This window comes from Streptomyces sp. H51 (assembly GCF_035656535.1).
Classification (GTDB): Bacteria; Actinomycetota; Actinomycetes; order Streptomycetales; family Streptomycetaceae; genus Streptomyces.
In genome coordinates, this window is record NZ_JAYMHD010000039.1 from 13,390 (window position 1) to 31,256 (window position 17,867).

Annotated in this window: 20 protein-coding genes; 10 read left to right on the forward strand and 10 right to left on the reverse strand. The window is 72.6% G+C overall.

The genetic code is table 11. The features are described from left to right. The first annotated feature begins 191 nt into the window (after positions 1–191). Positions 192–2,210 (forward strand): streptophobe family protein, encoded by a 2,019-nt coding sequence (locus VKA29_RS11865; RefSeq protein WP_420718478.1) that lies wholly within the window; start codon positions 192–194, stop codon positions 2,208–2,210. Between the two features lie 188 nt (positions 2,211–2,398). Then, on the forward strand, positions 2,399–3,613 hold the full coding sequence (gene serB, locus VKA29_RS11870; protein ID WP_324785367.1) for a phosphoserine phosphatase SerB: 1,215 nt from the start codon (positions 2,399–2,401) through the stop codon (positions 3,611–3,613). Between the two features lie 89 nt (positions 3,614–3,702). Here serB and VKA29_RS11875 read toward each other — a convergent pair whose 3' ends face one another. The 4 genes from VKA29_RS11875 to VKA29_RS11890 form a co-directional block, all read right to left on the reverse strand. Beyond that, positions 3,703–4,221: a histidine phosphatase family protein gene (locus VKA29_RS11875; protein WP_324785368.1), complete on the reverse strand. Its 519-nt coding sequence runs from the start codon at positions 4,219–4,221 to the stop codon at positions 3,703–3,705. A 76-nt stretch (positions 4,222–4,297) separates the two neighbouring features. Continuing rightward, positions 4,298–4,504 carry a hypothetical protein gene (locus VKA29_RS11880; protein WP_324785369.1) on the reverse strand — a complete coding sequence of 69 codons (207 nt, stop codon included), beginning with the start codon at positions 4,502–4,504 and terminating at the stop codon, positions 4,298–4,300. Between the two features lie 221 nt (positions 4,505–4,725). After that, positions 4,726–4,842 carry an SGM_5486 family transporter-associated protein gene (locus VKA29_RS11885; protein WP_324785370.1) on the reverse strand — a complete coding sequence of 39 codons (117 nt, stop codon included), beginning with the start codon at positions 4,840–4,842 and terminating at the stop codon, positions 4,726–4,728. Between the two features lie 48 nt (positions 4,843–4,890). Next, positions 4,891–6,315 (reverse strand): CynX/NimT family MFS transporter, encoded by a 1,425-nt coding sequence (locus VKA29_RS11890; protein WP_420718473.1) that lies wholly within the window; start codon positions 6,313–6,315, stop codon positions 4,891–4,893. Positions 6,316–6,388: 73 nt separating this feature from the next. On the opposite strand from VKA29_RS11890, the gene VKA29_RS11895 reads away from it, so the two are divergent. Further along, complete coding sequence (locus tag VKA29_RS11895; protein ID WP_324785372.1) at positions 6,389–7,078, forward strand: FadR/GntR family transcriptional regulator; 690 nt, start codon at positions 6,389–6,391, stop codon at positions 7,076–7,078. Here VKA29_RS11895 and VKA29_RS11900 read toward each other — a convergent pair. From VKA29_RS11900 to VKA29_RS11915, 4 genes are all read right to left on the reverse strand, one after another. After that, positions 7,059–7,406 (reverse strand): hypothetical protein, encoded by a 348-nt coding sequence (locus VKA29_RS11900; RefSeq protein WP_324785374.1) that lies wholly within the window; start codon positions 7,404–7,406, stop codon positions 7,059–7,061. The two genes, VKA29_RS11895 and VKA29_RS11900, sit on opposite strands and share 20 nt — an antisense overlap. A 194-nt stretch (positions 7,407–7,600) precedes the next feature. Further along, positions 7,601–8,368, reverse strand: coding sequence for an enoyl-ACP reductase FabI (fabI, locus tag VKA29_RS11905; protein WP_324785375.1), 768 nt, complete (start codon positions 8,366–8,368; stop codon positions 7,601–7,603). A 5-nt stretch (positions 8,369–8,373) separates the two neighbouring features. After that, positions 8,374–9,078, reverse strand: a complete 705-nt coding sequence (gene fabG, locus VKA29_RS11910) for a 3-oxoacyl-[acyl-carrier-protein] reductase (RefSeq protein WP_324785376.1) — start codon at positions 9,076–9,078, stop codon at positions 8,374–8,376. 262 nt (positions 9,079–9,340) lie between these two features. Continuing rightward, positions 9,341–9,787 carry an ATP-binding protein gene (locus tag VKA29_RS11915; protein ID WP_420718474.1) on the reverse strand — a complete coding sequence of 149 codons (447 nt, stop codon included), beginning with the start codon at positions 9,785–9,787 and terminating at the stop codon, positions 9,341–9,343. A 167-nt stretch (positions 9,788–9,954) separates the two neighbouring features. Between VKA29_RS11915 and VKA29_RS11920 the strand changes: the two genes are divergently transcribed. From VKA29_RS11920 to tyrS, 5 genes are all read left to right on the forward strand, one after another. Beyond that, the gene (locus tag VKA29_RS11920; protein ID WP_324785378.1) at positions 9,955–10,806 is read left to right on the forward strand and encodes a helix-turn-helix transcriptional regulator; all 852 of its coding nucleotides are present in this window, start codon (positions 9,955–9,957) and stop codon (positions 10,804–10,806) included. Beyond that, on the forward strand, positions 10,803–11,003 hold the full coding sequence (locus VKA29_RS11925; RefSeq protein ID WP_324785379.1) for a DUF397 domain-containing protein: 201 nt from the start codon (positions 10,803–10,805) through the stop codon (positions 11,001–11,003). Before VKA29_RS11920 ends, VKA29_RS11925 begins: the two co-directional genes overlap by 4 nt. A 105-nt stretch (positions 11,004–11,108) precedes the next feature. After that, the gene (locus VKA29_RS11930; RefSeq protein ID WP_324785380.1) at positions 11,109–12,632 is read left to right on the forward strand and encodes a TldD/PmbA family protein; all 1,524 of its coding nucleotides are present in this window, start codon (positions 11,109–11,111) and stop codon (positions 12,630–12,632) included. Continuing rightward, on the forward strand, positions 12,629–14,023 hold the full coding sequence (locus VKA29_RS11935) for a metallopeptidase TldD-related protein (RefSeq protein ID WP_324785381.1): 1,395 nt from the start codon (positions 12,629–12,631) through the stop codon (positions 14,021–14,023). The genes VKA29_RS11930 and VKA29_RS11935 overlap by 4 nt, the downstream gene beginning before the upstream one ends. Before the next feature lie 43 nt (positions 14,024–14,066). Further along, the gene (gene tyrS / locus VKA29_RS11940; RefSeq protein ID WP_324785382.1) at positions 14,067–15,335 is read left to right on the forward strand and encodes a tyrosine--tRNA ligase; all 1,269 of its coding nucleotides are present in this window, start codon (positions 14,067–14,069) and stop codon (positions 15,333–15,335) included. 129 nt (positions 15,336–15,464) lie between these two features. Here tyrS and VKA29_RS11945 read toward each other — a convergent pair whose 3' ends face one another. Continuing rightward, positions 15,465–15,743 carry a GlsB/YeaQ/YmgE family stress response membrane protein gene (locus VKA29_RS11945; RefSeq protein WP_324785383.1) on the reverse strand — a complete coding sequence of 93 codons (279 nt, stop codon included), beginning with the start codon at positions 15,741–15,743 and terminating at the stop codon, positions 15,465–15,467. A 245-nt stretch (positions 15,744–15,988) separates the two neighbouring features. On the opposite strand from VKA29_RS11945, the gene VKA29_RS11950 reads away from it, so the two are divergent. Next, entirely contained in the window at positions 15,989–16,387 is a 399-nt protein-coding gene (locus VKA29_RS11950; protein WP_324785384.1) for a DUF3099 domain-containing protein, read from the forward strand. A gap of 244 nt (positions 16,388–16,631) precedes the next feature. Continuing rightward, positions 16,632–16,856, forward strand: coding sequence for a hypothetical protein (locus tag VKA29_RS11955; protein WP_324785386.1), 225 nt, complete (start codon positions 16,632–16,634; stop codon positions 16,854–16,856). Here the strand turns inward: VKA29_RS11955 and moaA are convergent. After that, positions 16,853–17,842, reverse strand: a complete 990-nt coding sequence (gene moaA / locus VKA29_RS11960; RefSeq protein ID WP_324785387.1) for a GTP 3',8-cyclase MoaA — start codon at positions 17,840–17,842, stop codon at positions 16,853–16,855. The two genes, VKA29_RS11955 and moaA, sit on opposite strands and share 4 nt — an antisense overlap. Positions 17,843–17,867 lie beyond the last annotated feature (25 nt).

A 17,867-nucleotide genomic window follows, 5' to 3' on the forward strand; every position in this document is an offset into this window, starting at 1 on the left:
CCGGAGAGTGGTAATCCACGCGAGGGGGACATGCGCGGCCACCGGGCCGCGCCGCGGATCGGGGGGGTCTGTCGTTGAGCACGTCGTCGAGCACGTCGTCGAGCGTCGAGAGCGCGGAGTACGGCAGGAGGGTGCCGTGGGCCGACGTCCTGTTGTCCGCGATCGTCTCCGTGAGCTGGGCGTTGATCGGGATGGCGGGCACGGCGGCGCTCGGACTGCACCTGCTGGAGGCCGACTCGGCGGGTTCGCTCGGGCCGATGACCGCGGCCGTCGTGGCCCTCGGGGCGGGGGGTTCGGTCACGCCGTCCGGTGATGTGTCCGCGTTCGGTCTGAAGGGCGCCGCGGCCCACACGGCCGTCACGATCACGCCACTGGGCGTCGGACTGGTCGGGGCGCTCCTGCTGTCGTGGTTCTTCCTGCGCTCCCTGCGCGCGGCCGGCGTCGTGATCGCACCGGCCGAACTGCTCGCGCGCGCGGGCGCGGTGATCGCGCTGTTCGTCGCCATGCTGGGCGGACTGGCCTGGGCGGGCCACGACGTCATCACGATCGACGGCGGCTCGCTGGGCCTCGGCAAGCTGCCCGGCAAAGCCGACGGGGGCCTCAGCATCCCCGGTCTGGGCGATCTCGGTGACCTCGGCGGGCTGCTGCCCGACAACGTCGGCGACCTCATCCACGCGAAGGCGGCCGTGGGCTTCACCGTCGACACGGCGCCGACGCTGCTCGGCGGGCTCGGCTGGTCGGCCGGGGTCCTGCTGATCGCGCTGCTGGCCTCACGACGCACCCCCCTGCCGCGCGGCTGGCAGACGGTGCACCGGGTCGTGCGTCCGGCCGTGTCCGCCCTCGTCACGGTCCTGCTGGCGGCGGTGGTGGCGGGCCTCGCCGCGGCGGCGTACGCGGCGATCGGCGACGACCATCCCCGGCGCATCGCGGGCGCCGCGCTGCTCGGCGCGCCGAACGGTGCCTGGCTGGGCATGCCGGTCGGCCTGTTCGTGCCGTTCGACGGCAGGGCGACCGGCGAACTCGCCCGGCTGCTGCCCGACCCGCTGGACGACCTGCTCACCGCGAGCACCGACCAGCAGGTGACGCTGGGCCGGCTGGCGGAGCTGGACGGCCGGGTGTGGCTGCTGGGCGTCGCGGCGGCGGTGACGATGCTGCTGGCGGGCGTGCTGACCGCGGTACGGACGCCGGTGGCGGCCGGAGCCGCGGGCGAGCCGGGGGCCGCCGGGTTCGCGGGGCGGTGCGCGCTGCGGCTGGGGATCGCCACGGCGGTGGCGCTGCCGTTGCTCGCCTGGCTGACGGAGGTGTCGGTGGACGCCTCGCTGTCCGTGCTGGGTTTCGACGCGTTCGGCGCCGGGATCCGGCTGCACGGCCGTCCGGGGACGGCGCTGCTGCTGGGCGCCCTGTGGGGCGCGGGAGCGGGGGCGGCGGGGGCGCTGCTGGCACGGGCCGGCGGGGTGGCGGGGCGGCGCGCGGCACCTTTGGCTCGCGCGGTCGCGCCCGCGGCGGAGGCTGGACCGGCCGCAGGGGCGGCAGGGGTCGGTGGGGGTGACGCGGAGGTGCGGGAGTTCCCGGGGGACCGGGAGACCTCGGGGGTCCGGGAGTTCCCGGGGGTCCGGGAGACCCCGGGGGTCCGGGAGACCCCGAAGGCCCCGGAGGTCCCGGAGACGGGCGGCGTCGGCGGCGAGGGCGTCTCCGGTGGGGGCGAAGACGTCTCCGGTGGGTTGGTCTCCGGTGGGGCCGGGCCGTACGAGCCGGGTGTGCCGTACCGGCCGCCGAACCCCGCCACCAACCCCTACCTGCTGGTACCGGACGAGCTGCGGGAGCCGGAGGACGCGCGGCCGCCGGACGGGCCGGGGCCCGTCCGGGGTGCGCCCCGCGGCGGTGACCGGGTAAGCGCAGGGCCGGCCGACGGCGACGCGCGGAACCCCGACGGTCCGCCGCCCGCCGAGCCGGACGTGTACGGCGCCCCGACCGTGGTACGGCAGCTCGGAGCCCCTCCCCCGCGCCCCCCGCGCCCTCCACGGCAGCCTTCCGGGCCGGCGTCCGGGCCGGCGTCCGGGCCGGCGTCCGGGCCGGCGTCCGGGCCGGCGTCCGGACGGGACGCGGGAACGGGACCGGCACCGGGATCCGCACCGGAGTCGCCGACACCGCCACCCCCTCCGAGGAAGCCTCCGAGAACCCCTCCGAGAGAGCCGAAGACGGACCGATGAGCCGTGCTCGCGGGGCGCGGGGCAGCGGTCGGCCGTAGCGACCGTCCGGCGGTGCCGCGGGCGGCCCCGCCGGACGGTCGCGGCCGGTGGGCAAGGTGCCGGACACCCGGCCGACACCCAGTGTTCGCTGTCCGCCAGGCGGACCTCAGGGGCGGAGGGCACTGGGTGCCGGATACGGTGGATACACCATGAGCGCTTCGCAGACCTCGTCCTCTGACGTCCCCACCCTCCTCGTCAAGATCTTCGGCAAGGACCGGCCGGGCATCACGGCCGGCCTCTTCGACACCCTCGCGGCCTATTCCGTCGACGTCGTCGACATCGAGCAGGTCGTCACCCGTGGCCGGATGGTGCTGTGCGCGCTCGTGACCGAGCCGCCGCGAGGGCTCGAAGGGAGCCTGCGGGCCACCGTCCACAGCTGGGCGGAGTCCATGAAGATGCAGGCGGAGATCCTCTCCGGGCACGGCGACAACCGGCCGCGCGGTCTCGGGCGTTCCCTGGTCACCGTGCTCGGCCACCCTCTCACCGCGGAGGCGACGGCCCAGATCGCCGCGCGGATCACCAAGGCCGGCGGCAACATCGACCGGATCTTCCGGCTCGCCAAGTACCCGGTCACGGCGGTGGAGTTCGCGGTGTCCGGCGTGGAGACCGGACCCCTGCGCACGGCGCTGGTGACCGACGCGGCGGCACTCGGTGTCGACATCGCGGTGGTCGCCGCCGGACTGCACCGGCGGGCCCAGCGGCTCGTCGTCATGGACGTGGACTCGACGCTCATCCAGGACGAGGTGATCGAGCTCTTCGCCGCGCACGCCGGCTGTGAGGACCGGGTCGCCGAGGTGACGGCCGCCGCGATGCGCGGGGAACTGGACTTCGAGCAGTCGCTGCACGCGCGTGTGGCCCTGTTGGAGGGGCTGGACGCCTCGGTGGTGGACAAGGTGCGCAGCGAGGTGCGGCTGACGCCGGGTGCGCGCACGCTGATCCGGACGCTGAAGCGGCTCGGCTACCAAGTCGGTGTCGTCTCGGGCGGGTTCACGCAGGTCACGGACGATCTGAAGGAGCGGCTCGGCCTCGACTTCGCGCAGGCCAACACCCTGGAGATCGTCGACGGGAAGCTGACCGGGCGGGTCGTCGGGGAGATCGTGGACCGGGCGGGCAAGGCGCGGCTGCTGCGCCGGTTCGCCGCCGAGGCGGGCGTACCGCTGGCGCAGACGGTCGCGATCGGCGACGGCGCCAATGATCTGGACATGCTCAACGCGGCCGGTCTCGGGGTCGCCTTCAACGCCAAGCCGGTGGTCCGGGAGGCGGCGCACACCGCGGTGAACGTGCCGTTCCTCGACACGGTCCTGTACCTGCTGGGCGTCACCCGTGAAGAGGTCGAGGCGGCGGACACGCTCGACGAGCAGTGAAACGTTCCGCGAGCGGCGAGGGGCCCGGCACCGTGACGCCGTGACGGTGCCCGGCCCCTCGGCTCGGTCGTCGTGTCCCGTCGAGGTCTCTACTCGGACGGCGCCCAGTAGTCGAGCAGCGTGGCCACGCCCGGCTCCAGGCTCTTCCAAGAGCCTTCGAAGGCGAGGACGGCGAAGGCCGCGGCCGGGAAGCCGCGGCGGGCCATCCGGCGGCGGGCGTCGCTCTCGTCCGGGCCGGCCAGGATCTCGGCGAGGCCGTGGATGCCCGGGTTGTGGCCGATGAGGACCACGTTCTGAGCGTCGTCCGGAGTCTCGTTGAGCAAGGCGATCAGCTCGCCCGGGGAGGCCTCGTAGATCCGCTCCTCGTAGACGGTTTTCGGCCGCTCCGGAAGCTCGTGGACAGCCAGCTTCCAGGTCTCACGGGTACGGGTCGCGGTGGAGCACAGGGCCAGATCGAGGTGGATGCCGGTGTCGGCCAGCTTGCGACCGGCGACGGGGGCGTCCTTGCGGCCCCGCTCGGCGAGGGGTCGCTCGTGGTCGGTCACCGGTGGCCAGTCGGCTTTCGCATGCCGGAAGAGGACAATCCTGCGGGGTTCTGCGACGCTCATGGCATCCAGCTTCGCATGAAACAGGCCACGGGGCGGTGGGAGTTGGCGGGCGGCCGATCCAAAGGTCAGCGGCCTGTCAGCGGCCTGTCAGCTGTTGCACGCGCGCGAAGAGATGACTGATCACGGGGTCGCCCGCCGCCGCGTGCGCGTCCGTGGGGTTGAGCACCACGGCCAGGAGCACGACGAAGGCCAGCGTGGGCAGGGCCAGGGCCCACCAGGGCAGCCGTATGTCGACGCCGCCCGTGGACGCCGGGTGCGGCCGGGGGTGCGTACGGGCCGGCATGGGTGCCTCCGATGGTCTTCGAGTGGTCCGTGGCCACGGCGAGCGGCCACAACTCGAAGGTACGGAGTCGGCGGCCCCCAACCCATCCGGAGACCCACCCAGTTGACCCTGACACTCACCCCCTAGGGGACAGGGGGGCCAGCCCTACCATCGGCCGTCGTCGGCGCCGCCGCCGGTGCCGTCGTCGGACGTCCCCTGGCGGCCGTATCGGGCCGGCGGCCTCAGGGCGCGGCGATCGTCGCGACGACGGCGATGATCAGGAAGATGGCGAAGAACGCGCCGAGGACGAGCAGCATCTTCTTCTGGCCGTTGCGGGGATTCGGGTCGAGGACTGGCATACGGCCAGTCTCGCACCCCGCGCGGCCCCACGGGCCGCCGGGGTGAGGTCAGCGGGCCGCCTCGTCCTCCACCGTGCGGTCGCGTCCCGCCAGGATCCCGACGACCGTCTGCGGCACCATCAGGCCCGCCATCAGGGCGATCGGCACCCCCCAGCCGCCACTGCTCTGGTAGAGCAGGCCCACCAGGAGGGGGCCCGGGATGGAGATCAGGTATCCGGTGCTCTGCGCGAAGGCCGACAGCTGGGCGACGCCCGCTCCGGTCCTGGCCCGCATGCCGACCATGGTCAGGGCCAGCGGGAAGGCGCAGTTCGCGACGCCGAGCAGCAGCGCCCAGGCCCAGGCGCCGGCGGCCGGCGCGAGATACAGGCCGGCGTACCCGGCGAGTCCGCAGGCACTGAGCACCAGGACGATCGGGCCCTGCCGCGGCAGCCGCGCGGCGACGCGCGGGATGACGAAGGCGAGGGGGACGCCCATCACCATGGTGACGGCCAGCAGCAGCCCTGCCGTGCCGGCGGGCACGCCCGCGTCGCGGAAGATCTGCGCCATCCAGCCCATCGTGATGTAGGCGGCGGTGGCCTGGAGCCCGAAGAAGACGGCGAGTGCCCAGGCGGTACGGCTGCGGGTGATCCGCACCGCGGCCGGGTGGTGCTCGGTCGCGGGCGCCCGGTCGGCGGGCCGGTCCACGCGCGCGGACGCGCCACCGACGGACCGGTCCACGCGCGCGGACGCGCCACCGACGGACCGGTCCACGCGCGCGGGCGCCCCGCCGGAGGACCGGGGATTCCGCGCGGCCGCCTCTCCGGCCGGCCCGGCGTCCCGCTGCCCCCGGCGCACGAAGGGGGTCCACGGCACCACGGCCACCGCGGCGAGGCCCGCCCACACCGCGAGCCCGGACTGCCAGCGGCCGCCCAGCGCCTCGGTCACCGGCACGGTCACCGCCGCCGCGCCCGCCGTGCCCAGCGCGAGGGCCATCGAGTACAGGCCGGTCATGGACCCGACCCGGTCCGGGAAGTGGCGCTTGACGATCACCGGCATGAGGACGTTGCTGACCGCGATGCCCATCAGCGCCAGCGCGCTGGCGGCCAGGAAACCGGCCGTGCCGCCGACGTAGGGCCGCAGCAGCAGGCCCGCCGTGATGGCGGCCATGCCGGCGCACACCACCGCGCCCGGTCCGAACCGGCGGGCCAGGCGCGGCGCCGTGACGCCGAAGACGGCGAAGCAGAGCGGGGGGACGGAGGTGAGCAGCCCGGCCACACCGCCGCTCATGCCGAGCCCGTCGCGGACCTCTTCCAGGAGCGCGCCGAGGCTGGTGATGGCGGGGCGCAGGTTCAGGGCGGCCAGCACGATGCCGAGCACCAGCATGCGCGACGGCCACGCGCGGGCGGCGGGCGCCGGGGGCGCGCTCGCCGCCGGGGTGCGGACGGACGGGGTGGACATCGTCGTCCGGGTTTCCTCGCTCACCATGCCAGCCATCATAGAATGATGGGATGATTGGTCGTCCACGCCCAGGCGGACAGAGCGTCCCCCGCTCGTGCGAAGGTGTGCCATGCCCCTGAGCCATCCGCGCCGTTCCGCACTGTCCGAGCAGGTCATCAACGCGCTGCGCGCCCAGATCACCAGCGGCGAGTGGCCGGTCGGCTCGCGCATCCCGACCGAGCCGGAGCTGGTCGAGCAGCTCGGCGTCGCCCGCAACACCGTCCGCGAGGCCGTCCGCGCGCTCGCCCACAACGGCCTGCTGGACATCCGGCAGGGGTCGGGCACGTACGTCGTGGCGACGAGTGAGCTGGCCGGCGTCATGCACCGCCGCTTCGCCGGTGCCGACCCGCGGCACATCGCCGAGCTGCGCTCCACGCTGGAGTCGGCCGCGGCGAGCCTCGCCGCCCGGCGGCGCACGGAGAAGGACCTCAAGCAGCTCGACGCGCTGCTGCGGCGCCGCGAGGAGGCGTGGGCGTCGGGCGACGCGGAGGCGTTCGTGACGGCGGACGCGACCTTCCACCTGGCGGTGGTGTCCGCCTCCCACAACGACGTGATGACGGCGATGTACGCGGACCTCGGCGAGGTGCTGCGGGACCGGCTGCGCGACGACGTCGGCGACGAGCTGACGCCGGAGACGTACATGGACCACACGCGGCTGGTCGACGCCGTCCGCGCGGGCGACGCGGACGCCGCGGGCGCCGAGGCCGCGGACTATCCGTTCGGGTGCCGGCCCGGGCTGTTCACGCCCGCCGGTGGCTGATCCACACCGCGGCGACCTCTTTCCAGCACCGGGCGGTGAGCCGTACGGTCGCCGCCGGGTCGACGTCGACGCCGGCCGCGTCGGTGTCGAGGTCCCACCAGCGGGCGCACTCGACGTGCAGGCTGACGCGGTCGGTCTGCGGGTAGGGGTTGTGGCAGTACGCGACCACGTGGGACCCGGTCACCCTGCTGCGGCACTCGGCGCCGAAGGGCTGCGCCGGGTCCGGGTCGCCGGCAGTCGCACGGGCGAGGGACGCCGCCTCGTACGGCAGGGCCAGCACGAGAGCGACGGCGACGGTCACTGGGGCCAGGCTTCGGGACAGGCGCACAAGGGGACCTCCTCGGCCGAGCTGGGGAGGGATCGCGTGCTGGACGCGAGATCCGACGCGGGATCCGGAGTGAACGCGTAACCAGCGTGCGCCGTCGCGGCCCGGCTCCGCCCGGCCGCGTGGGCCGAACGGGTGACGCCCCGCTCCCCGCGCGGTGCGCGGAGCGGGGCGTCGCCGGTACGGGAAGGGGCAGGTCAGGCGCCGATGGCGTGCAGACCGCCGTCCACGTGCACGATCTCGCCGGTGGTCTTCGGGAACCAGTCGCTCAGCAGGGCGACGACACCGCGGCCGGCCGGCTCGGGGTCCTTCAGGTCCCACTCCAGCGGGGAGCGGCTGTCCCACACCGAGGCCAGCTCGCTGAAGCCGGGGATGGACTTGGCGGCCATGGAGCCGAGGGGGCCCGCCGAGATGAGGTTGCAGCGGATGTTCTGCTTGCCCAGGTCGCGTGCCATGTAGCGGCTGGTCGCCTCGAGGGCGGCCTTGGCCGGGCCCATCCAGTCGTACTGCGGCCAGGCGAACTGCGCGTCGAAGGTGAGACCGACGACCGAGCCGCCGTTCTGCATCAGCGGCAGGCAGGCCGTCGTCAGCGACTTCAGGGAGAACGCCGAGACGTGCATGGCGGTGGCCACGGACTCGAACGGCGTGTTGAGGAAGTTGCCGCCGAGCGCGTCCTGCGGGGCGAAGCCGATGGAGTGCACGACGCCGTCGAGCCCGCCGAGCTCCTCCCCGACGACGTCGGCCAGCCGGGCCAGGTGCGCGTCGTTGGTGACGTCGAGCTCGATGACCTTGGCGGGCTTCGGCAGCTTCTTGGCGATGCGCTCGGTCAGCGTGGGCCGCGGGAACGCGGTCAGGATGATCTCGGCGCCCTGCTCCTGGGCGAGCTTGGCGGTGTGGAAGGCGATGGAGGACTCCGTCAGCACGCCCGTGATCAGGACGCGCTTGCCCTCGAGAATTCCGCTCATGTCGTTCAGTGACCCATTCCCAGTCCGCCGTCAACGGGGATGACGGCTCCAGTGATGTACGAGGCGTCGTCCGAGGCGAGGAACCGCACCGTCGCGGCCACCTCCTCCGGCTGCGCGTAGCGTCCGAGCGGCACCTGGGACACGATCGCGGCCCGCTGCTCGTCGGTGAGCACCTTGGTCATGTCGGTGTCGACGAAGCCGGGCGCGACGACGTTGAAGGTGATGTTGCGCGAGCCCAGTTCCCGGGCGAGGGAGCGCGCGAAGCCGACCAGGGCGGCCTTGGACGCGGCGTAGTTGGCCTGGCCGGGGCCGCCGTAGAGACCGACGACCGACGAGATCAGGACGACCCGGCCCTTCTTGGCGCGCAGCATGCCGCGGTTGGCGCGCTTGACGACGCGGAAGGCGCCGGTGAGGTTGGTGTCGATGACCGAGGTGAAGTCCTCCTCGGTCATGCGCATCAGGAGCTGGTCCTTGGTGACGCCGGCGTTGGCCACGAGGATCTCGACCGGGCCGTGCTCGGCCTCGATCTCCTTGTAGGCCTGCTCCACCTGCTCGGTGTCGGTGATGTCGCACTTGACGGCGAGGAAGCCGGCCGGCGGCTCACCCGACCGGTAAGTGATCGCAACCTTGTCGCCGGCGTCGGCGAAAGCGCGGGCGATGGCGAGGCCGATGCCCCGGTTGCCTCCGGTGACGAGAACCGAGCGGCTCAACGGATCACCCTTTCGATAACGTTCTGATACCTCCGCCCGGACACCTGGATGGCAGGCGGCTTCCCGGAAAACCTATCGGTCCGTCCCCGGCCGGGGACATTGGGGCATCCACAGTGGCTCGGGCCACGCCCTGTCGGATCCCTACAGTCGGGGCGGCACGGAGGCGCTCCGCGGTCAAGTCCGGCATTCCGGGGGCGTGAGCCACGGAGCGGATCACGCAGTCCGCCGTGGCGAGCCGGCGCCGCCCGGGAACCGTGTGCGATCACCCGACCGAGGCCGCGCACTCCGCCCAGACCGTCTTGCCCGGCCTCCGGCGTGCGTCGACACCCCAGCGCTGGGCGACAGCCTCCACCAGGAGCAGGCCCCTGCCGCCGTCCGCGTCCTCGGGGCCCGCCCCGGGCAGCGGGGGCTTCGCTGGCGTCGGGTGGGTGTCGGCCACCTCCACGCGTACGACTCCGGAGGCGCGGTCGCAGCGCAGCCGCAGTTCGAAGTCGCGGCCGGGGACACGGCCGTGCAGCACGGCATTGGACGCCAGTTCCGCCACGACGAGCACGACGGTGTCGGAGGCCGGGCTGCCGTACGGCACGCCCCAGAGGTCGAGCCGGTGCGCGGCCAGTCTGCGGGCGAGGCGGGCCCCTCGACGCGTGGCGGAGAACCGCTGCACGAACACACTTACGGTAACGGCCTCTTGGGCTTGTGGCGCTGACATGGCTCCAGCGTTCCGGCCCCGTTTGCCTCGCCAACAGGGACGACACCGATACAGACGCGGCTGTACCGGTGCACACTCTGGACTGGGTGGGTAACGCACCGTGACCCTGGGTGGGTTGAGCGGCGTTCGGAAGGACACGGAAACGTGAGCACGGGAGGCGCGCGGCGATGACGGCGGACCACGGCGGAGGCGGCACCAACGGTACTGAAGCGGAGCTCTCCGACAGTCTCAAGACCTTCGGCGCGGTCCTGAAGGCGCTGCGGGAGGAATCCGGCCTGACACAGGAGGAGTTCGCGCTGCGGGTGGGGTATTCGGCGGCGTACGTCGCCAAGATCGAGCAGGGCAAGCGGTTCCCGCCGACGGATCTGCCCGCGCGGGCGGCGGAGGTGCTGGGGCCGGTCGGCCTCAAGGTCCTCACCGCGGCGGCGAAGAGCCTGACGCGGAGGGCGGGGCTGGCGTCGTGGTTCCGGCAGTGGGCGGGCATCGAGGAGGAGGCCGTCTCCCTCTACGCGTACGAGTGCCGGGCGGTCCCGGGGTTGTTGCAGCCGGACCCCTATATCCGGGCGATCTTCGATCGGCGGCTGCCGCCGGTTTCCGAGGAGCAGATCGAACGTGAGGTCGCAGCCAGGCTGGACCGCCAGCAGCTCATCGCCACCATGCAGAACACCGCGTTCAGTTTCGTCATCGAACAGAGCGTTCTGGAACGGCGCATGGGCGGCCGCGAGGTCACCAGGCGCGTCATCGACCACCTGCTCGATGTGGGCACCCGGCGCAATGTCGAGATCCAGGTCATGCCCACCGTGCAGGAGGACCACTGCGGTATCGACGGTCAGATGTACCTGGCCGAGACGGCTTCCCACCAGTGGATCGGTTACACCGAGGGACAGCGGTCCAGCACTCTGATCTCCGCTCCGAAAGACGTCAGCGTCCTGCTCCAGCGTTATGGCAAGCTGCGTTCACAGGCCCTGGACTGCGGGGCCACCGTGAAGCTGCTGGAACGGATCCGAGGAGCGCTATGAGCGGTACCGATGAGCCACGCTGGTTCAAGAGCAGTTACAGCGGCAGCGAGGGCGACAACTGCGTCGAGGTCGCCCTGCGCCCCCGCACGGTCCACGTCCGTGACTCCAAGGACCGGGGCATCCGTCCGCTGGTCGTCACGCCGGCCGCGTGGGCCGCGTTCACCGCGCTCGCCGCGGACTCGTCCCCGGAGAACTGATCTTCCGCGGGCGGGCGCGAAGTCGGTTCCGTGCCCGCCCGTCGGTGTGCGTGATTCACTGCCTCCGAAGGTCACAACAGGCAAGCGCCCGAAGGGATTTCACCGGTGCCCCACGAAGTCGATCAGTCATTCCTGGCGCTCCCGCTACGCCCCCTGGCCGACGCCGCGCTGGCACGCGCGCGTGCGCTGGGCGCGGAGCACGCGGACTTCCGGTTCGAGCGGGTGCGCAGCGCCTCCTGGCGCTTCCGGGACGCCAAGCCGGCCGGTTCCTCGGACACCACCGACCTCGGGTACGCGGTGCGGGTCGTGCACGGCGGCACGTGGGGCTTCGCGTCGGGGGTGGACCTGACCCTGGACGCCGCCGCCAAGGTGGCGTCGCAGGCGGTGGCGATGGCGAAGCTGTCCGCCGAGGTGATCCGGGCCGCGGGGTCGGACGAGCGCGTGGAGCTGGCGGACGAGCCGGTGCACGCCGACCGGACGTGGGTCTCGTCGTACGAGATCGATCCGTTCACCGTGCCCGACGAGGAGAAGTCGGGGCTGCTGGCGGAGTGGAGCACGCGGCTGATGGCGGCGAACGGCGTCAACCACGTCGACGCCTCCCTGCTCACCGTGCACGAGAACAAGTTCTACGCCGACACCGCGGGCACCGTGACCACCCAGCAGCGCGTCCGGCTGCACCCGCAGCTGACCGCCGTGTCGGTGGACGAGTCCAGCGGCGAGTTCGACTCGATGCGGACCCTCGCGCCGCCCGTGGGCCGCGGCTGGGAGTACCTGCGGGGCACCGGCTGGGACTGGGAGACGGAGCTGGAGCGGATCCCCGAGCTGCTCGCCGAGAAGATGCGGGCGCCGAGCGTCGAGCCGGGCCTGTACGACCTGGTCGTCGACCCCTCCAACCTGTGGCTGACCATCCACGAGTCCATCGGCCACGCCACCGAGCTGGACCGCGCGCTCGGCTACGAGGCCGCGTACGCCGGCACCTCGTTCGCCACCTTCGACCAGCTCGGCAGGCTCCGCTACGGCTCCGAGCTGATGAACGTCACCGGCGACCGCACCGCCGAGCACGGCCTGGCGACCGTCGGCTACGACGACGAGGGCGTCGCGGCGCAGTCCTGGGACCTGGTCAAGGACGGCACGCTGGTCGGCTACCAGCTCGACCGCCGCATCGCGAAGCTGACCGGTTTCGCCCGGTCCAACGGCTGCGCGTACGCCGACTCCCCGGCGCACGTGCCGGTGCAGCGCATGGCCAACGTGTCGCTGCGGCCGGACCCTGCCGGGATGTCGACGGAGGACCTGATCGGCGGGGTGGAGCGCGGGATCTACGTGGTCGGGGACCGGTCCTGGTCGATCGACATGCAGCGCTACAACTTCCAGTTCACGGGCCAGCGGTTCTTCAGGATCGAGAACGGGCGGATCACCGGGCAGTTGCGGGACGTCGCCTACCAGGCCACGACCACCGACTTCTGGGGCTCGATGGCGGCGGTGGGCGGTCCGCAGACGTACGTCCTCGGCGGCGCGTTCAACTGCGGCAAGGCCCAGCCGGGCCAGGTCGCCGCCGTCTCGCACGGCTGCCCGTCGGCCCTCTTCAGGGGCGTCAACATCCTCAACACCACGCAGGAGGCCGGTCGATGAGCGCCCGCAGCAACAAGCCGCACGAGGTCGTCGAGCGGGCCCTGGAACTGTCCACCGCCGACGGCTGCGTGGTGATCGCCGACGAGCGGTCGACCGCCAACCTGCGCTGGGCGGGCAACGCGCTCACCACGAACGGCGTCACGCGCGGGCGCACGCTCACCGTGATCGCGACCGTCGACGGCAAGCAGGGCACGGCCTCCGGGGTCGTCTCCCGGGCGGCCGTGACCGTGGACGAGCTGGAGCCGCTGGTGCGGGCCGCCGAGGCCGCCGCCCGGGGCGCGGGACCCGCCGAGGACGCGCAGCCGCTGGTCACCGGTGCCACCCGGTCCCCCGGGTTCACGGAGGCGCCCGCGGAGACCAGCTCCGCGGTGTTCGCCGACTTCGCCCCGGCGCTCGGCGAGGCGTTCGCACGCGCCCGTGCGGGCGGCCGGGAGCTGTACGGCTTCGCCAACCACGAGCTGGTCTCCAGCTACGTCGGCACGTCGACCGGTCTGCGGCTGCGCCACGACCAGCCCAACGGCACGCTGGAGCTGAACGCCAAGTCGCCCGACCGTACGCGCTCGGCGTGGGCCGGCCGCTCCACCCGCGACTTCAAGGACGTCGACCCGGCCGCGCTGGACGCGGAGCTCGCCGTCCGGCTCGGCTGGGCCGAGCGGCGGATCGAGCTGCCCGCCGGACGGTACGAGACGCTGCTGCCGCCGACCGCGGTCGCCGACCTGCTGATCTACCAGATGTGGTCGGCGTCGGGCCGGGACGCGGACGAGGGCCGCACGGTGTTCTCCCGGCCGGGCGGCGGCACCCGGGTGGGCGACAGGCTGGCCGAGCTGCCGCTGACGCTGCGCAGCGACCCGGACGAGCCGGGCCTGGAGTCGGCGCCGTTCGTGATCGCGCACTCCTCCAGCGGCGACCAGTCGGTGTTCGACAACGGCCTGCCGCTCACGGCCACCGACTGGATGCGCCGGGGCGAGCTGGCGAACCTGACGACCACCCGGCACACCGCGGCGGTGACCGGGCTGCCCGTGGCGCCGGCCATCGACAACCTGATCCTGGACGGCGGCGACGACCGTTCCCTGGAGGAGATGGTCGCGGCCACCGGGCGCGGCCTGCTGCTGACCTGCCTGTGGTACATCCGCGAGGTCGACCCGGCCACCCTGCTGCTGACCGGTCTGACCAGGGACGGCGTCTACCTCGTGGAGAACGGCGAGGTGACCGGCGAGGTGAACAACTTCCGGTTCAACGAGTCGCCGGTGGACCTGCTGGGCCGGGCCACCGAGGCCGGGCGTACGGAGAAGACGCTGCCCAGGGAGTGGAGCGACTGGTTCACCCGGGCCGCGATGCCGGCGCTGCGGGTGCCGGACTTCAATATGAGCTCTGTCAGCCAGGGCGTATAACCTCGTACCTGATTACGAGCCCACTCGAGGAGACACGAGAACCGTGACGGACATCGTCGACGAGCTGAAGTGGCGCGGGCTGATCGCCCTCTCCACTGACGAGGACGCACTGCGCAAGGCGTTCGCGGACGGCCCCGTCACGTTCTATTGCGGCTTCGACCCGACCGCGCCCAGCCTGCACCTCGGCAACCTCGTGCAGATCCTCACGCTGCGCCGGATCCAGCAGGCGGGCAACCGCCCGCTGGGCCTGGTCGGAGGCGCCACGGGCCTGATCGGCGACCCGAAGCCGACCGCGGAGCGCACGCTCAACGATCCGGAGGTGGTGGCCGGCTGGGTGACCCGGCTGCGCGGCCAGATCGAGCGGTTCCTGGACTTCGACGGGCCGCACGCCGCGCTGATGGTCAACAACCTGGACTGGACCCAGGGCCTGTCGGCCATCGAGTTCCTGCGGGACGTCGGCAAGCACTTCCGGGTCAACAAGATGATCGCGAAGGAGGCCGTCTCGCGGCGGCTCAACTCCGACGCGGGCATCAGCTACACCGAGTTCAGCTACCAGATCCTCCAGGGCATGGACTTCCTGGAGCTGTACCGGCGCTACGGCTGCACGCTGCAGACCGGCGGCAGCGACCAGTGGGGCAACCTCACCGCGGGCGCCGACCTGATCCACAAGGTGGAGCCGCACGCCTCGGTGCACGCCCTGGCCACCCCGCTGATCACCAAGGCGGACGGCACCAAGTTCGGCAAGACCGAGTCCGGCACGGTGTGGCTCGACCCGGAGCTGACCACGCCGTACGCCTTCTACCAGTTCTGGCTGAACGCCGACGACCGGGACGTGTCGAACTTCCTGCGCATCTTCAGCTTCCGGTCCCACGAGGAGATCGAGGAGCTGGAGCGGCAGACCGAGGAGCGGCCGCAGGCCCGTGCCGCGCAGCGGGCGCTGGCCGAGGAGCTGACGACGCTGGTGCACGGCGCCGACCAGACCGCCGCCGTGGTCGCCGCTTCCAAGGCCCTCTTCGGCCAGGGCGAGCTGGCGGAGCTGGACGAGCGGACCCTGGCGGCGGCGCTGTCCGAGGTGCCGCACATCCGGGTCGCCACGCTCGGTCCGGTCGTCGACCTGTTCGCGGAGACCGGCCTGGTGGCCAGCAAGTCGGCGGCGCGGCGCACGGTCAAGGAGGGCGGCGCCTACCTGAACAACGTGAAGGTCGCCGGTGAGGACGCCGTCCCCGCCGAGGAGGACCTGATCCACGGCAGGTGGCTGGTGCTGCGGCGGGGCAAGCGGAACCTGGCCGCCGTCGAGGTGACCGGGGCCTGAGCCCCGCGACGGCGCGGGACGTGGCGGGTCGCGGCCTCGGGGCCGCGGCCCGCCCACGCGCTTTCCGGGGGTCGGCGGGTGCGTTCCCAGGGATGCGGCGGGAGCTTTCGCCTCAGCCGCGTTGCCTCCTCAGGCGCGTTGCCTTCTCTTGCCCAGGGTCGCCATGTAGAGCCTGTCGCCCACGGCGACGATGACGACCGCGGCGATCACCTGGAAGATGTGGCGGGTCCAGTCGACGCCGGGGGTCGCCTCGACGCCGAAAGCGCGGGCGAGGGCGTTTCCGGCGATCGCGCCCAGCATGCCGAAGATCGTCGTCAGCCACAGGGGACTGTGCTGCTTGCCGGGGATGATCGCCTTCGCGATCAGGCCCAGCACGAATCCCACGATGATCGCCCACAACCACCCCATGGCAGCCTCCTGCAACGACTCGACGTGAGCGGTACGTCGAGTGTCCGGCCGTGCGCCGTACGGCGCATGTCGGGGGCGGCCCTACGCGCCGGGGCCGACGGCGTACGCGCAGGCGGGGAGGGGACCCGGTCTCGTGGGCGGCGTGGACGCGGCGTAACGTGGACGTGTCCGGGCTGTTTTTCCCCGACGGAGCGGTCCGGTCCCGGGGTGTGGTGAAGTCCCAGACGGGCGGATGGTGGAATGTGATGCGGAAGCAGCGCGGCGGCGGCAGCGTCCAGGTGTTCCGGATCACCGGAGCCCGGACCGGCCTCCAGGAGGACGTGCGCGGGCGGCAGCGCCGGTACGTGATCTCGATGTCGATCCGTACGGTGTCGGTGATCCTCGCGGCCTGCCTGTGGAACGTGGAGCGGCCGGTCGCCATCGTGGCGCTGGTGCTCGGGGCGGTTCTGCCCTACATCGCGGTGGTGGTCGCGAACGCCGGGCGAGAGAACGCGCCGTCCCTTCCGTCGACGTTCCTCACCGCTCCGGTGCGTCCCATGGTCGCGCCGCCCCGGACGAACGACGGTTTCACGGAACCCGATCCGGAAGATGTCAAGGCCGGCCCCGCGCCGGGAGAACGAAGCGGGCCGCACGAGCGGACCTGACCCCGGCGGCAGGGCGGCGGCCGGGGGACGACTTGGCGCCAAGCTCAAGAAAACCTCAGATCAATCATGTTGTTCCAGTGCCGGGCGACCGGTGACCCATGACATACTTCGTAGGCGCTCCGCATCCCCCGTCGGAGCGACAGACCGACGCCGGGCAGCTCCCCCCGTGGCTGCTCGGCGTCGCCTTGTTCGCCGCTGTTGCGGGACGAAGCGGTGGAGAGACCAGCGGTGGAGAGAAGAATCCGTGAGTGACGCCATCTGTTCCGCCAAGGGCTGCCGGGCCGACGCCGTGTGGGTGCTGGCGTGGAACAACCCGAAGATCCACACGCCGGAACGGCGCAAGACGTGGCTCGCGTGCGAGGAGCACCGCGAACACCTGTCGCAGTTCCTGGGCGTACGGGGATTCCTGAAGGACGTCGTGAAACTCGAGGACTGGCAGGCGCCCGAAGGGCCGGACGGCCAGGTCTAACCGCCGATCGCCGACATCGGCCGCTCGGGCTGTTCGAAGGACGGGTCGTCCAGGCCCGCGCCGGCCTTCTTGCCCCACATCGCCAGCCGCCAGATGCGGGCGATCTCCTCGTCGGGGGCGCCGGAGCGCAGGGCGGCGCGCAGGTCCGTCTCCTCGGTGGCGAACAGGCAGGTGCGTATCTGGCCGTCGGCGGTGAGGCGGGTGCGGTCGCAGGCCGAACAGAACGGGCGGGTGACGGAGGCGATGACGCCGACGCGCTGCGGGCCGCCGTCCACCAGCCACCGCTCGGCGGGCGCCGAGCCGCGCGCGTCGGAGCCCTCCGGGGTCAGCTCGAAGCGGGTGCGCAGGGAGGCGAGGATGTCGCCGGCGGTGACCATGCCTTCGCGCTTCCAGCCGTGCTGCGCGTCCAGGGGCATCTGCTCGATGAAGCGCAGCTCGTAGTCGTGCTCGACGGCCCAGGCCAGGAGGTCGGGGGCCTCGTCGTCGTTCAGCCCGGGCATCAGGACGGAGTTGACCTTGACCGGGGTCAGGCCCGCCTCGCGGGCCGCGTGCAGGCCCTCGATCACGTCCCGGTGGCGGTCGCGGCGGGTGAGCGTCTTGAAGACGTCCGGGCGGAGGGTGTCCAGCGAGACGTTCACCCGGTCCAGGCCCGCCGCCTTCAGGGCCGGCGCGGTGCGCTTCAGGCCGATGCCGTTGGTGGTGAGGGACGTCTGGGGGCGCGGGTCCAGGGCGGCGACGCGCTCGACGATCCCCACCAGACCGGGACGCAGCAGGGGCTCGCCGCCGGTGAAGCGCACCTCCTGGATGCCCAGGGAGGTGACGGCGATGCCGATCAGGCGGACGATCTCGTCGTCCGTGAGCAGGTCGGGCTTCGCCAGCCACCGCAGGCCCTCCTCGGGCATGCAGTAGGTGCACCGCAGGTTGCACCGGTCGGTCAGCGAGACCCTCAGATCGGTGGCCACCCGGCCGTAGGTGTCGATGAGCACGTGGGCCCCCTCCCTCGTGGCGGAT